At 43.6% G+C, this 15,451-nt stretch carries 14 protein-coding genes; all 14 read right to left on the reverse strand.

All coding sequences use genetic code 11. The features are described from left to right. Positions 1 to 13: 13 nt before the first annotated feature. The 14 genes from gloA2 to AC5ZC7_RS28115 all read right to left on the reverse strand — a co-directional run bounded on the left by gloA2 (position 14) and on the right by AC5ZC7_RS28115 (position 15,441). A complete protein-coding gene (gene gloA2 / locus AC5ZC7_RS28050; protein WP_496160725.1) occupies positions 14 to 403 on the reverse strand; it encodes an SMU1112c/YaeR family gloxylase I-like metalloprotein in 390 nt (129 codons plus the stop codon). 45 nt (positions 404 to 448) lie between these two features. Then, positions 449 to 1,252 carry an amidohydrolase gene (locus AC5ZC7_RS28055; RefSeq protein WP_496160726.1) on the reverse strand — a complete coding sequence of 268 codons (804 nt, stop codon included), beginning with the start codon at positions 1,250 to 1,252 and terminating at the stop codon, positions 449 to 451. Between the two features lie 65 nt (positions 1,253 to 1,317). Continuing rightward, a complete protein-coding gene (locus tag AC5ZC7_RS28060) occupies positions 1,318 to 1,776 on the reverse strand; it encodes a RecX family transcriptional regulator (protein WP_496160727.1) in 459 nt (152 codons plus the stop codon). A gap of 113 nt (positions 1,777 to 1,889) precedes the next feature. Then, entirely contained in the window at positions 1,890 to 4,226 is a 2,337-nt protein-coding gene (locus tag AC5ZC7_RS28065; protein WP_496160728.1) for a UvrD-helicase domain-containing protein, read from the reverse strand. A gap of 252 nt (positions 4,227 to 4,478) precedes the next feature. Then, positions 4,479 to 5,549 (reverse strand): fatty acid desaturase, encoded by a 1,071-nt coding sequence (locus AC5ZC7_RS28070; RefSeq protein ID WP_496160729.1) that lies wholly within the window; start codon positions 5,547 to 5,549, stop codon positions 4,479 to 4,481. Positions 5,550 to 5,943: 394 nt separating this feature from the next. Then, entirely contained in the window at positions 5,944 to 6,444 is a 501-nt protein-coding gene (locus tag AC5ZC7_RS28075; RefSeq protein ID WP_079471211.1) for an RNA polymerase sigma factor, read from the reverse strand. A 289-nt stretch (positions 6,445 to 6,733) separates the two neighbouring features. Then, the gene (locus tag AC5ZC7_RS28080; protein ID WP_496160730.1) at positions 6,734 to 7,267 is read right to left on the reverse strand and encodes a DUF308 domain-containing protein; all 534 of its coding nucleotides are present in this window, start codon (positions 7,265 to 7,267) and stop codon (positions 6,734 to 6,736) included. A gap of 507 nt (positions 7,268 to 7,774) precedes the next feature. Beyond that, the gene (locus AC5ZC7_RS28085) at positions 7,775 to 9,301 is read right to left on the reverse strand and encodes a M28 family peptidase (RefSeq protein ID WP_496160731.1); all 1,527 of its coding nucleotides are present in this window, start codon (positions 9,299 to 9,301) and stop codon (positions 7,775 to 7,777) included. A 123-nt stretch (positions 9,302 to 9,424) separates the two neighbouring features. After that, positions 9,425 to 9,883 (reverse strand): ribose 5-phosphate isomerase B, encoded by a 459-nt coding sequence (rpiB, locus tag AC5ZC7_RS28090; protein ID WP_496160732.1) that lies wholly within the window; start codon positions 9,881 to 9,883, stop codon positions 9,425 to 9,427. Positions 9,884 to 9,912: 29 nt separating this feature from the next. Then, positions 9,913 to 10,770, reverse strand: coding sequence for a twin-arginine translocase subunit TatC (gene tatC, locus AC5ZC7_RS28095; protein WP_496160733.1), 858 nt, complete (start codon positions 10,768 to 10,770; stop codon positions 9,913 to 9,915). Positions 10,771 to 11,364: 594 nt separating this feature from the next. Next, positions 11,365 to 12,636, reverse strand: a complete 1,272-nt coding sequence (locus AC5ZC7_RS28100) for a CNNM domain-containing protein (protein WP_496160734.1) — start codon at positions 12,634 to 12,636, stop codon at positions 11,365 to 11,367. A gap of 42 nt (positions 12,637 to 12,678) precedes the next feature. Further along, positions 12,679 to 13,248 carry a guanylate kinase gene (gene gmk, locus AC5ZC7_RS28105; protein ID WP_496160735.1) on the reverse strand — a complete coding sequence of 190 codons (570 nt, stop codon included), beginning with the start codon at positions 13,246 to 13,248 and terminating at the stop codon, positions 12,679 to 12,681. A 154-nt stretch (positions 13,249 to 13,402) separates the two neighbouring features. Beyond that, positions 13,403 to 14,713 carry a UDP-N-acetylglucosamine 1-carboxyvinyltransferase gene (gene murA, locus AC5ZC7_RS28110; protein WP_496160736.1) on the reverse strand — a complete coding sequence of 437 codons (1,311 nt, stop codon included), beginning with the start codon at positions 14,711 to 14,713 and terminating at the stop codon, positions 13,403 to 13,405. Further along, positions 14,710 to 15,441, reverse strand: coding sequence for a DUF4290 domain-containing protein (locus AC5ZC7_RS28115; protein ID WP_496160737.1), 732 nt, complete (start codon positions 15,439 to 15,441; stop codon positions 14,710 to 14,712). Before AC5ZC7_RS28115 ends, murA begins: the two co-directional genes overlap by 4 nt. Between the last annotated feature and the right edge of the window lie 10 nt (positions 15,442 to 15,451).

Here is a 15,451-nt window from a genome sequence, read left to right on the forward strand (position 1 = left end):
AATTTTTATAGGCTTAATGAACTTCGTATAACTCTAAAGGCAGCCCATCCGGGTCCGCAAAAAATGTAAATCGTTGATTAGTATGAGGATCGATACGTATAAGCTCAGTGGAAACGCCTTTTTGCAGTAATTGCGCTACTGCACTATCGATATCGGTAACAGAGAAGGCCAGGTGACGTAACCCGGCAGCTTCCGGACGGCTCACTCTTGCCGGAGGATCCGGGAAAGAAAATAATTCAATAATGTACTGCTGCCCCAAAGCCAGGTCCAGCTTCCAGGAATCCCGTTCTTCCCGGTACACTTCGCGGATTACCTGCAAGCCCAGCACATCAGTATAAAATGTTTTACTACGTTGGTAGTCGGAACAAATAATAGCGATGTGATGGACGGCTTGCAGGAACATGATTATATTTTATAGCTATTGGCAGTTAGCCATTAGCAGCTAGTATTATGCTTTCGGTAAAATGGTAAATGCATCAGCATCTTTCAGGAAAGGAATATTTTTCCTGATTTCATTGAGATGATCACGTTGAAGGGTATACGTAAAGATATCCTCCTCATCAGATTTCCGGTAAATGATTTCTCCCATAGGGTCAATCAGGCTGGATTCACCACTGTGATAGATATTGTTGCCATCGTTTCCAACCCTGTTTACACCAATTACAAAGCATTGGTTTTCAATAGCTCTTGCCTGCAATAAGGTCATCCAGGCAGTTTTGCGTCTCTGTGGCCAGTTAGCTACATTGATCAGCACATCATAAGCAGGCTCGTTGGTATCGGCTTGTATGTTATTACGCGCCCATACCGGGAAACGCAGGTCGTAACAGATGCTCAGATTAATTTTCCAGCCTTTCACCTGTGCAATCAGGCGCTTATCGCCGGGTTGATAATGATCCTGCTCTCCAGCATAACCAAACAGGTGCCGTTTATCATAGGTCCCATAAGTGCCATTAGGCAGCATCCATACGAGGCGGTTCAGGTACTGGCCGTTCTCTTCAATGATCAGGCTGCCGGTGATAATAATATTTTTCTCTGCTGCTTTTTTCTTCATCCATTGCACGGCGCTGCCATCCATCGTTTCAGCCAGTTTGGACGACTGCATGCTGAAGCCGGTGCTGAACATTTCCGGTAAAACCACTACTTCTGTTCTTTCCTTGATGCTGTTGATTTTTTCATCAAACATGCGGAGGTTGGCTTCTTTGTCCTCCCAATGCAATTGCGACTGTATAAGTGTTACTTTCAGATCTGACATTGTCGGTTATTGTGATCACAAAATTACGGCCTGACGGATTAGAAACTTTTCAAATTATTGCCTGCTTATACGGCTTTATTTGCGATTTGTTCAAGCGCATCATTAATCAACTCTGATTCAAAGCCCCTTTGCAACAGGTATTGCATGGTTTTATACTTGCGCTTTATATCGGTTTCCCCCTTCAGCGATTCATATTTCTTTTCGGTGAGCTTGCGCAACACAGCAGCATAATCTTCTTCATCAATCTCCTCCATTCCTTTCCGGATACAGTAATCAGATACCTGCTTTTGCTTCAGCTCCATTTTTATTTTCTTCCGGCCCCATTGTTTGATACGGAATTTGCCGCCAGCATAGGCTTTGGCAAATCGTTCTTCATTGAGGAAGTTTTCTGCTATCAGTTCGGTAATGGCTTGCTCCACTTCTTCTCCTCTCAGTCCCAGTTCCAGGCATTTGTACCGGGTTTCCTGGTGACTCCGTTCCTGGTAAGCACAAAACTGCCGGAGCTTTAATATAGCTGTTAGCATTTCGCTGTTAGCTTTTAGTGTTTAGTATTTGTAGTTAATGAAAAGCCAGAGCGCTGCTTTTAGTTATCAGCCTTTGCATAAAAGGCTAACAGCTAATCGCTAATGGCCAGCAGCTATCTCACTATCCGCAGCTTGGCATAGTTCAACATGATTTTCTTTTCGCCACCGCCTTTAGGGAATATGATGGTAGCAATCCTGTTGTTGGGGGCACCTTCCAGGCCGGCAATGGTACCAAAGCCAAATTTCTGGTGCTCAACCTGCATGCCGGGTTCCATACCTGCCGGATCATCCGGGGTAAAGTTTTCAGAAGGTACGTGCGTGGTAGCACCGGTGAAAACGGGTTTGGGAGCCGGTTTCTGTGCAGCTGGCTGCGATGATGCCTGAGCCGGTGATTTCTTCTGCATCCGGTCAAACATATTGTTGCTGTTACTCCATCCGGATGTGTTGCCACCACCAAAGGCGTTACGTACACTACCTCCGCCGGCATAACTGCGGTCAATGAACTTCTCCGGCATTTCTTCGAGGAAGCGGCTGGGCTCATTCTGTACCAGGTTACCAAAGCGATAACGGCTATTGGCATAAGTAAGCCAGAGACGTGCCTTTGCACGGGTAATGGCTACATAAAACAGCCGCCTTTCTTCTTCCAGCTCTTCGCGGGTATTGATAGACATGCCGCTGGGAAATAAGGTTTCCTCCAATCCTACTGTAAATACTACCGGGAATTCCAGTCCTTTTGCAGCGTGGATGGTCATCAGCTTCACTACATCACTGTTTTCATCCGTGCCCTGATCTGCATCTGTGAGCAGTGTAATCTGCTGCAGGTAAGAGCCCATACTCTTATCCAGCAGTTCGCCTTCTTCATCGGGGGTTTCTGTAAACTCCTTGATGGAGTTCAGTAACTCCTGCACGTTTTCATAACGGGCAAGACCCTCCGTAGTTTTATCGTTGAATAATTCTTTTACCAGGTTAGTGGATTTACCTACTGCTACTGCTACATCGTACGCATTGTGCGTGGTCAGCAATGCCTGAAAGCTTTTAATCATGATCACAAAAGCTTCCATCGCTTCCACGGTACCGCCTTTGAAACCAAATTCACGGCCTCTTTCCAACACTTCCCACATGGTGATATTGTGTTCGTTGCTCAGTACAATGGTTTTTTCGATGGTAGTTTTTCCGATACCACGCACCGGGTAGTTGATAATACGTTTCAGGCTTTCTTCATCGCGGGTATTCATCGTAATGCGGAGATAGGCTACGAAGTCCTTGATCTCTTTACGTTGGTAGAACGACAAGCCCCCGAAGATGCGGTAAGGTATTGCCTTACGACGCAGGCTTTCCTCAAAGGAACGGCTCTGCGCGTTGGTGCGGTACAGGATTACAAAGTCGCGGTTGTCGTAGTGATTACGCAGCTTTTGTTCTGCAATGGTATCGGCTACAAATTTACCTTCTTCGTTATCTGTGTTGGTGCGTACCAGTTTAATAGTATCACCGTCGGTATTATCTGTCCAGAGATTTTTTTCGATCTGCCCTTTATTGTGGGCAATCACTTCGTTGGCTACCCCCAGGATTGTTTTGGTACTGCGATAGTTTTGTTCCAGTTTTACCACTTTCACATCATCGTAATCTTTTTCAAACTGGAGGATATTTTCTATCGTAGCGCCGCGGAAGGAGTAGATACTTTGTGCATCATCTCCCACTACACAAATATTTTCATTTACGGCACCCAGTAATTTGATGATTTCGTACTGGGCAGGGTTGGTATCCTGGTACTCATCGATCATGATGTACTTGAACTTATGCTGGTATTTATGTAGTACTTCCGGAAATGATTTCAGGAGAATATACATTTTGAACAGGAGGTCATCGAAGTCCATGGCGCCATTCTTAAAGGTGCGTTTGGCGTACATATCGTATATTTTGCCGATGAGCGGCCTGTTAGCGCGCATATCTTCCTGTTGTACCAGGTGATCCAGCTGGTATTCATCTGGCCCCATCAGGCTGTTTTTAGCGGCCGAGATGCGGTTGTAGACAAAGGTGGGTTTATAGTGTTTATCATCGAGGTTAAGCTCGTTGATAATGGTTTTGATAACGCTTTTGGCGTCGTCAGAGTCGTAGATGGTAAAGTCGTTTGGATAGCCCAGTTTATTGGCTTCTGCGCGGAGCAGGCGGGCAAATACGGAGTGGAAGGTACCGATGTAAAGATTACGGGCTTCGCTGCCACCGAGTATTTTCTCCACCCTTTCTTTCATTTCACGGGCGGCTTTATTAGTAAACGTGAGTGACAAAATATTAAACGCGTCCACTCCATTTCGCATCAGGTGTGCGATACGGGTGGTCAGCACCTTGGTTTTTCCCGAACCGGCGCCTGCTACAATCATCAAAGGGCCGTTAATATGTGTTACTGCTTTCCGCTGTTGTTCGTTAAGCTCGTCTAAATAATTTGCCTTCATCACGACTGCTGTTTATATTTATTTATAGTAAGATGAGTATTTCAGAAGGGTGTAAAAGTACGAAAAGAAATACGGATTTTGTCTTTATCAGGATTAGACTGATTAAGCTGATTTTTATTTTTTTGATTAATAAGATTTTAAAAAGATAAAGGGAAGATATTAGCGAAAGTTATTCACTAATGTCTTCCCTTTATCTTTTATAAAATATAAAATCAGCTTAATCAGTCTAATCCTGATAAAGATAAAATTCGCTTATGGTTTAGCTCCCAATGCTTTCATGAACCGGAAATGCGATACCACGGCTCCCTGCATAGTAGGAATGCTGTTGTAAGGCAAATTATGCTCCGCACATTTGGCGGCCACAATTTTGCTGAGTGCAGGATAATGTACGTGACTAATACGGGGAAACAGGTGATGTTCTACCTGGTAGTTTAATCCACCTACGAACCAGGAAATCAGTTTATGACCAGGCGCGAAGTTAGCCGTGGTTTTTATTTGATGGATAGCCCATTCGTTTTCAATTACTTTAGCATCTTCTCCGGCGGCTTCAAAAGTGGTTTCTTCCACTACATGCGCAAGCTGGAATACAATGGCCAGGGTAAAGCCCATCACCACGTGCATCACCGTAAAACCAATTCCCCAGGCTTTCCAACCCAACAAAGCAATTGGAAGTGCAATGTAAAATACCATGTACAATACTTTACTGCCCCAGAAAACCATATGATCGGTTAATTTCATGGGTTGCAGTGGCGTGGTATATACTTTACGACCCAGGTATTTTACAAAGTCCATGATAAACACCCAGGCAAAAGAAGATATAGCGTATATCAATACTACATAGATATGCTGAATACGGTGCATAGGGACCCATTTCTGGGAGCTGCATTGACGCATCAGCGGGCTTTTCGCAATATCGTCGTCCAGTCCGTCTACATTGGTGTAAGTATGGTGAATGATATTATGTTTCTGTTTCCAGATGAAGGCGTTGCCGCCCAGTGCATTTAGTGTAAGGCCCAGGGTATCATTTACCCGGTTGTTGGTAGAATAGCTGCCATGACAGGCATCGTGCATTACATTGAATCCGATACTGGCCAATACGAAACCCAGCACCGCACATAAGGTTATCGAGAGCGCCGCAGGCATGGTGATAAACAACAACGACACATACAAGGCTACTGCTACCGGCAGCAAGATCGCTGTTTTAAGATACAGCTTCCAGTTGCCGGTTTTCCGGATGTTATTTGACTTAAAATAGTCTTCCACGGCCGATTTCAGCGCAGGAAAAAACATCGCATTCTTGTTGTTGAAAGTTACTTTTGGCATATTTAATTGTTACGTCCGGCATACAGACAGTTCTAGGACACCCGGAATATTTTGAATACTGTGCACGCTAAATAACGGTTTTAAACCGGTAATTGTACCTTTTCTTTAATAATAAGTGGTTATTTAACAAAGAATTGTGCTAAAAGGCAGCATGTGAAGATACGTGGTATTTTCCGGATTAAACAAAAGTCTGCAAACGGGCATACAGCAGGCTCACCGTTTATCCGCAATAGGTTAACAGATAATACAGCAGGTTTCACTAACAACAATTTGAAGCTGATTACCGGGTATTCATAGTGTTATAGCATCAGCTGACAGTGGGTTTGCCAAGGGTTTGCAGACTTCTGTGTCCAAAAGCCTGAGTGGGTTAAATTATATCATTCAATACAGTACATCAGTGCCTGGTAATGCGGGTTTTCAACATTTTACGGGCAAAGTGAATACGACTTTTCACGGTACCCAAAGGTTCGTTCAGGATGGCTGCAATTTCATAATACTTGTAGCCTTCAAAATATAACAGAAACGGCTGTTTGAAGATGACCGGCAGATTGTATACGGCCATTTGTACATCTTTCACACGCAGGTCTGATTCTGCAAAATTCCCGATAGCACTTGGCTGATGGCTCAACAGGTAGTCTCCTACCGCATTGTCCAGCAACCGGTACTGGCGGTTACCACGGCGATAATTATTAATAAAAATGTTTCGCATGATGGTATACAACCAGGCCCGTATATTGGTACCTGCCAGGTACTTATCGCGGTTAGACAGTGCTCTGAACAGCGTTTCCTGGTAAAGGTCTTTTGCTGATTCTGAATCTTTAGTTAGGGTAACTGCGTATGGGCGCAGGAAGTCAGCATTGCCCAGTAATAAGTTGTTAAATTCGGTGGATGACATAACGGTTAACTTTAAGTTATTTCACAATTTGCTACGGCAGCCGGTTCAATGGCCAGGGGGAGACTGCATATAATGGTAATAGTAAGCCGCCGGTTCTCCATCCCGGGTTGGTTTTGCTGGCACCTGTAACGCTTTAACAGGGCAATATCCAACACCCTGAAAGCAGTGCAGGTGCCTTAATCAGGTGTTGTTATCATCAGGAATAGTTTTAGTTAAAGAATAAGCTTGCATGTGGGGTACTTTTAAAAATAGTAAACAGGGTATTGTATCTTAACTTCAGCTATTGTTTTCAGCGCCGGTTACGGAGTCTGAAAGACAATGATATCAGCATAATACCAGTAACAATTGCATAAATCCCAAACATCCAGGTAAGTGTTACGGCGGCAGCAACGGGGTTGGTGACCAGGAGGAGACCGAAAATAATGGTCAGTAAACCACCGGCAATATACCAGCCTTCTCCCGTGATAACTTTCCTTAACCTGATCGCCATAATCAATTCAAATAATCCGGCTATCATGGCCCAAAATGCAATCAAGTATATGAGCGCTGCACCAGTGGCAAACGGATTATAAAATGTGAGGATGCCGAATATAACGCCCAGGAGCCCGGAGATAAGAAAGATGCCCCAATTTTCAGTTGTTTTACGTGCTGCAATGGCGCCAATAATAGCAAATAATCCGGCGATAAAAAGATAGGCACCAATAAAAACAATGAAAGTGGCAAAGGTAATACCAGGCCATCCAACAGCCAGCACACCCAATGCCAGGGCGAAAATTCCTCTCAACAAAAAGATCCACCAATAAGCGCTATAAAAATTAAGCATGCATTCTCAGTTTAAGGTTTCACAAAACGTAACAATATCATGGCAGGGTATACCATTGCGTGCAAATAAGTGTTTCCGTATTATTCTGAACAACCAGGACTACTAAAACTAAACTAGGTGTCTAAAAAAAAATGCATGAATACCAGGTACTTCCGTCACATCGATAAATTAGAACACAAGGGTGCTCACCTTGTGGGATAGCTTTCACTCTCAGTTAAAAAGGTGGCGGAGTTTTCACGAACAACAACAGCTTCGTTAAAAATGTTTAGTGGGAGCCTGACGCTCAAAAAAAATAATGGCCTGATAACATTTTACCGAACGGATTCCTACATTCACCAATTTCATAACTCTGAAAGAAAGTATATAATGACTCTTTGCGGCAAAAAAGACGCTCTAACACAATTTAAAAAATTTTGTTAAAATAAACAAATAGGTTTCCTTACTATCTAAAACGTTAGATAATACTGCATTTTAAGCATGATTTTTACTGTAGAGTACGCTTTTGTTTTACTTTTCGTGCCGGTCTACAATCAATTTATGCTCGCGGTTAGCGATATCCCAGGCCGTATAAAAAACGAGACGGGCCCGCTTCGCCAGCAATTCATAGCTGATCTTGTCTACGGTGTCTGTTGGTTGGTGGTAGTCGGCGTGTGTGCCATTAAAGTAAAAGATAATAGGGATGTTGTGTTGTGCAAACATGTAGTGGTCTGACCGGTAGTAAAAAGCTTCCGGATCATTGGGGTCATTGTATTTATAATCCAGTTTAAGTTTTGTGTAGGTATTATTGGCCTTTTCATTGATGGGACGTAACTCAGAGCTGAGTTTATTGTCGCCAATGATATACAGGTAGTTCGTATCTTTCTCGTGGGCCGGATCAATGCGGCCAATCATATCGATATTCAGATCAGTAACGGTATTGGTTAATGGGTAAGTGGGATGATCTGTATAATAAGCAGATCCCAGCAACCCCTTTTCTTCTCCTGAAACGGTCATAAACACCATGCTTCGACGGGGACCGTGTCCTTCCTTTTTTGCACGGGCAAAAGCTGTGGCAATCTCTATCACTGCGCTGGTACCGGAACCATCGTCGTCAGCCCCATAGAATATTTTGTCTCCTTCTTTTCCGAGATGGTCATAATGCGCGGTAATAAACACCAGTTCGTCTTTTTTGTCGGTGCCCTCCAGGTATGCCAATACATTAGACGGATGTAATACGGTCGCTATTTTATCAAATACAATATGGATGGGCGTTTTAATAGTAGTGGGTATTTTCCTGCCTTTCTCCAGGTCCTCCAGCAAGGTTTCGCCGGAGCTAATGCCCATAATAGCGGCAGCCAGCGCGGGTGTAATGAAGTAGGTGTTGGGTTTGCCAACAGTATCTTTTTCCCAGTAAAGACCCGTAGTACGGAGTTTTTGCTGATTTAATGCGCTGAAACGGCCGGCAGACGGTGAAATAACCAATATGGCCGAGGCGCCTTTTCCTCCAGCTATTTTTATTTTGTCTTGCAATGTGCCTTTATCATGACCCGGGCCTTTTTTAACCACATCTCTGATCATGACTACCTGTCCTTTTATATCAAGCGTACCATAATCGTCATAGTCTCCGCTAACAATGCCCCGGTCAGCATAGATCACCTGTGTGGCATGGATGTCCTGCGACTGCCCCGAGCGCAGGTCCGACAGGAAATCATGTCCATACAAAAAGGTCTTGTTTTGCACGGTGATGGTACTTTGCCGGAGGCTATCTGAGTATAAAGGATAGTACTGCTCCCATTTACCGTTGGCACCTGGTTTCAGGCCTGCGGCGGCGAACTGGCTGACAATATAAGCGGCTGCTTTTGCCTGGCCGGGTGTAGCAGTTTCCCGTCCTTCCATGGCTGGTCCGGCAATAACATGTAATTGTTTGCTCAGGCCGTCGGCTGTAATGGTTTCACCATACCTGGCTGCCACTGTATTGTTATCCACAGCAGTATTGAGCTGTGCCTGTGCAGCAGAAATCAAGAACAAACAGATGACAACCAGTACAACTCTCATGGAGTATTTTTTTAATTGACGAATTATTTAAATAAAAAAAGAGCCGGTTGAAAGCCGGCTCTTTAATATTACTACATTTTCGTGTATTCGTTACAGTAAAAAGTGATATGTGGCTGTAAACCTTTACAGGCAGGCCATTTTACGTACTCTATCCTGGTGGCGTCCTCCTTCAAAAGGAGTATTGATAAACGTTTCCACCATTTCGGTAGCTACCGGGATATCTACGAAACGGGCCGGGATACACAGCACATTGGCGTTATTATGGGAACGGGCCAGTCTCGACAACTCTGCGCCCCAGCAAATAGCAGCGCGGATACCCTGGTGTTTGTTGGCAGTGATAGCTACGCCGTTGGCGCTGCCGCAAACCAGGATACCAAAGGCAGCCTGTCCTCTTTCAACCGCCGTAGACACCGGATGTGCATAGTCCGGATAGTCAACAGAATCTTTCGAATGTGTACCATAATCCTTTACCTGCAAGCCTTTTGATTCCAGGAAGGAGATCACTTCTTCTTTATACTCAAACCCTGCATGATCTGAACCAATAGCTACAGGCAGCGTAAAATTGAATATCGTATTTTCCATTTCAGTTACTTGTTTTCAGTTAGAGATAATTAAGACCACTCTTCCACTTCCGTTTTCGCCAGCTTGTCTTCGCGATCTTTCAGCGCTTTTTTCGATATAAAGATACTGATTTCATAAAGACAGTATAAAGGTACGAATACGATCAGCTGATCGATGATATCCGGTGGCGTAATAACGGCAGCCAGGATCAGGATCACCACAATAGCGTGACGTCTGTATGAGCGCAGGAATTCCGGTGTAAGAATGCCCAGTTTGGTGAGGAAAAACACCAGGATAGGCAATTCAAACAATAATCCCATACCCAATACAATCTGGGTCATCAGGTCAAAGTAATCGTCTATAAAAAACTGGTTTACTGCTTTGGTAGTTACGGTATAAGATGCCAGGAAGTTGATGGTAAAAGGTGCCATCAGGAAATAGGCGAAAAAGATACCGAGGAAGAATTGAAAAGATACCCAGAAAATAACGCCTCTGGCACCTTTCAGCTCTCTTTCTTTCAGGGCAGGCTTAACGAAGCGCCAGAATTCCCAGAAAATGTAAGGAAAGGCACAAACGAAGCCGATCATGAAGGCCAGTTTAAATTGCAGCATGATCTGCCCCACCATCTTAAAGTTCAAAAATTGGACCTTTACAGGCGTAATACAGAGCTGATCACCCAGGCCTACCCAATGACTGATTTTGCACAGTGCTATATAAGAAGGAAAGGTCGCATTTGTGGGTCCAAAGATGACGTTGTCGAGAATTTCCTGTGTGTATACAAAGCCAAATATGCTAAATGCAACAATTGCCAAAGCTGATCTGACGAGGTGCCACCGGAGATCTTCCAGGTGATCAAAGAAAGACATTTCTGCCTTATCGTCATTATTCGAAAAAAATTTCTTTAACATACTTTATACGGTCGAACGATGTTGAATACAGTTTCTGCTTAAGGATCACAAATATAGCTGTTGCATACTACAAATTACAGTAGCACACTTATAAAGTAGCCTATTTTAATGTTGCTTTAAGTAGTTGTTGAAAGATCGCCTGTAAATGCGTACGTAAAAGAGAAGGAGATGGATGGAGTAGGGTAAAAAAAAGAGCCAGCCCGAGAAGAATCAAGAGCCGGCCTTTCATCCATTGTTTGTTAACCCCAAAAAAGTTGAATTCGAGAATGTCTTTAGCTTCCAGTTAAACTACCTACCTAATTGATGGCAAGCGTTCAGAATAAGTAAGAATCCCTGGTCGCGTTTTATTTGTAATACAAAAATAACAAGAATTATTTTATTATCAATGTTGGAACACTTTTTTTACAACCTTTTAACAAAAATCAAATCATTGTGTTACATCATCTGAAGCAAATGTATACAATCCGTGTTAAATTCCTACTACTTTTTTTAAAAACGTTTTAGCAAAATTGTTATTGTCTCGTTAACCCGAACATTATAAAAAAAATTATATCATATTAATATCGGATACGTCAACCAATTCAACGGGTACGTCTATACCAACATCTTCATCTTCACCATTTCGATCCTGGTGTCCGTAACATTCAGAATATCAAACTCATAATCATCAATTATAATACGTTCCTTGATCTTAGGAATGGTCTCATGGTGATTGATTATGTATCCTGATAATGTTTCACTTTCATCTTCCGGAAAATCCAAACCATACCTTTCATTCAAGTAATCAAGTTCTAATCTTCCAGAAAAAATATATTCTTTTTCGGCAATCTGCTTTTCTACAAACTCTTCCTCATCATGTTCATCTTTTATTTCACCGAAAATTTCTTCCAATACGTCTTCAATTGTAACGATACCAGCTGTTCCACCAAATTCATCTACTACCCACGCAATGCTTTTACGTTCTTTATTGAACTTGCTGAGCAGGTCTATAGCGCTCATGGTTTCAGGAACCGCGAGGATAGGATGAATGATACTGTTAATGTTTTTCGGATCCTTGAACATGTCCAGCTGATGGATATAACCCAGGATATTATCAATAGTACCTTCGTAGATTACAATTTTTGAGAGCTTGGTTTCCATGAACTTCTTCCTTGCATCTTCAATAGGGCGCTGCATCTCCAGTGCTTCTATTTCTTTACGCGGAATGAGACAGCCACGGATTTTTACATGCGCCAGTGATAAAGCATTTTCAAACAACTCGGTATTTAACTCCTGGTTATTTTCTCCCAGGTGTTGTTGCGACTGCCGTACGAAATGCTCTACATCCACGCGGGTAAAGGATTCACCATTCTCTACCAGCCGTACATTAAAGAGATATTTCAACATCCACTCGGATATTGATACGAGTACATTACCGATCACATACAGCGGCTTTGCCAATATAGAGATAGGTAATGCAAAAAAGCCCAGCAATGCTTCCGGCCTGGACCTGAAAATAGCCCTCGGCACAAAGAAGCCCAGGAAAAGCATAATGAAGGAAGCCAGTATTACTTCCAGGAAAATAACAAAGGGCTGCATACCTGTAGCGGCCGATTGTCCCATGAAAGCATCCCATGCCGGCTGGAATACACCTGCCACCATGATACCATAAATGACTACCGTAATAGTGAATCCAACCAGGCTGGTGGCCAGGAAACGACTGGGGTTTTCATTCAAACCAGCTAAAATTTTGCCGGTGGCCCGGCCTTGCTTCTTTTTGAGCTCAATGCTAAGCTTATTAACATTGGCAAATGCAGCTTCTATACCAGCAAAGAAGCCAGCCAGCAATACCAGGAAAATCAGAATAATGATTGTGTATCCGTCCATCCTAACAAAAATAACGAATTAGGAAAACCAACGATCACGCCGCTACTTTATATTTAAAAAATCTGTTACCAGCTTTTTTACTTCTTCATACGCTTTATCCAGTTGATCGTTGACAACAATCTGATCAAACTCGTGCGCGAAAGACAGCTCGTAGCGGGCTTTTGCCAGGCGTTCGTCCAGCGATGCCTGGGTTTCTGTTCCTCTTTCACTGAGCCGTACCCGCAAAGCATCTAACGATGGAGGCTGTATGAAAATAGTGAGCGCGTTCTGATGATATTTTTCTTTGATCGATAAAGCTCCTTTCACATCAATGTCTACCATAGGGATCTGCTCGTTATTCCAGATACGTTCCAGTTCACTTTTCAGGGTACCATAGTATTTACCTGCATACACCATTTCATATTCTGCAAAGGCATTCTCTTCTATTTGTTGATGAAATTCGTCGGCAGATAAAAAGTAATAATCTTTTCCGTGTACCTCTGTTGGCCTGGGTGTACGGGTGCTGGCGGAAATAGAAAATGCCAGTACCGGCATATTTGCCAGCAATTTTTTCACGATGGTAGTTTTACCTGCCCCGGAAGGTGCAGTAACGATGATGATCTTTTTTTCCATTACTATAATAATACAATCAATAATGTTGCGGGTAACTTCAAATGCACAACCCAAAAACGGGCAAAATGTTTTACCGGTTTTTGGGTTGTACGGGCTTTTAGCCTGTTGCCTGTCGCTTTAAGAAAATGCGGCGGGCTTATATTTCGCCATGCGCTTATACTCTTTTGATATCTGCGCCCAGTTTTCTCAACCTCTCGTCGATGTACTGGTAACCGCGGTCTATCTGGTCGATGTTCTGAATGGTGCTCTTTCCTTCTGCGCTAAGGGCGGCAATCAGGAGGGATACACCGGCACGGATATCGGGCGATGACATGGTAATACCACGTAACGCGTGCTGACGGCCTAAACCAATCACCACGGCACGGTGCGGATCGCACAAAACGATCTGGGCGCCCATATCTATCAGTTTATCCACGAAGAACAAACGGCTTTCAAACATTTTCTGGTGAATCATTACACTACCTTTTGCCTGTGTGGCTACCACCAGCACAATGCTCAGCAGATCCGGTGTAAAGCCTGGCCATGGGTGGTCCGAAATAGTAAGGATAGAACCATCGAGGAATGTTTGTATTTCGTAGGAATCCTGGGAAGGAATATAAATATCGTTCCCCTGAATTTCCAGTTGTATTCCTAACTGGCGGAATTTCTCCGGGATAATACCCAGGTTTTCAACACCCGCATTCTTAATTGTGATTTCGCTTTGGGTCATTGCCGCGAGACCAATGAAAGAGCCTATTTCAATCATATCCGGCAACATGGCGTGCTCACAGCCACCCAGTTCTTTTACGCCTTCAATGGTCAATAAATTAGACCCTACCCCGCTAATACGGGCCCCCATGCGGTTCAGCATTTTACAAAGCTGCTGCAGATAAGGTTCGCAAGCCGCATTGTAAATGGTAGTGGTTCCCTGTGCCAGAACGGCTGCCATCACAATGTTGGCAGTACCGGTTACACTGGGTTCATCCAGCAGCATGTAAGTGCCTTTGAGTCCTCCTGCTGTTTCCAGGCGGAAATAGTTATCGTCGGCATCATATACAAAGCGGGCACCCAGTTTCTCGAAACCGATGATATGGGTATCCAGTCTGCGTCTGCCTATTTTATCGCCTCCCGGCTTAGGAATGAATGCCTTGCCAAATCTGGCTAACAGCGGCCCCGCAATCATTACAGACCCACGGAGACGGCCTGATTTCTTTTTAAACTCGGGGCTTTCCAGGTATTGCAGGTCTACTGCATCTGCCTGGAACTCGCATGTATCGCGACTTATACGATTTATTTTTACACCTGCATCTCCTAACAACTCTATCAGCAGATTTACATCTACTATATCCGGAATATTGGTGATGGTTACCTTTTCCGGGGTCAACATCACTGCACTGATGATTTGTAAAGCTTCGTTTTTGGCACCCTGGGGTATAATTTCCCCCTTTAAGCGGTTGCCGCCTCTTACTTCAAAAGCACTGCTCACTTGTTCCTGTTTTTGTTGTATTTGTTATTGTGCTTATTGTTATTGTTTTTGCCGCCACCGCCGCTGTTACTACCGCTTTTGAATTTATTTTGCTGGAAGCTTTTGCGTTTGTTGGTAGAACGGAACTGATCGCCGGCGCCGGCTACGTTACCATTACTACCACTGGCATTGAAGTTAGCAGGATTGCTGCTGGCTACGTGGGAAGTGTGACCTGGGTGATATTCCAGCTGGTTGTCGGAAATAGCCAGCAATTCGGCCTTAATGGCGTCATCGTGAACACTTTCTTTGTGCCAGTTAGTATAGGCCAGTTTCATATAGTTACCTATACATTGAGTAAATCCTTCTTTTTTCTCAGGATTTTCTTCATGTACGGCCTTATCTATGATCATTTCCAGGTTTTTACCGAAGTGGCGGTTCCTGGGATATTTCTTAGGGTAAGAAAGTCTGTCGGGTTTGGCTCTCAGCTTTTCGATGGTAGGAATCGGATAAGGCGATTCTACTTTCAGGTTAAAATTGGAGATGTTAAAAATATGGTCCCATAATTTATGCCTGAAGTCTTCCACATTACGTAAATGCGGGTTCAGCGTACCCATCAGCTCTATTACAGCCATGGCATTACGCTGACGCTCATCGTCGTCTTCTATGGTTACCAGGTACTCCACCATTTTCTGGATATTCCTGCCATATTCCTTCATTATCAGGTAATTACGCGTGGTATTGTATTCCATTATTAGTATT

The organism is Chitinophaga sp. 9-1-y (genome assembly GCF_059511905.2).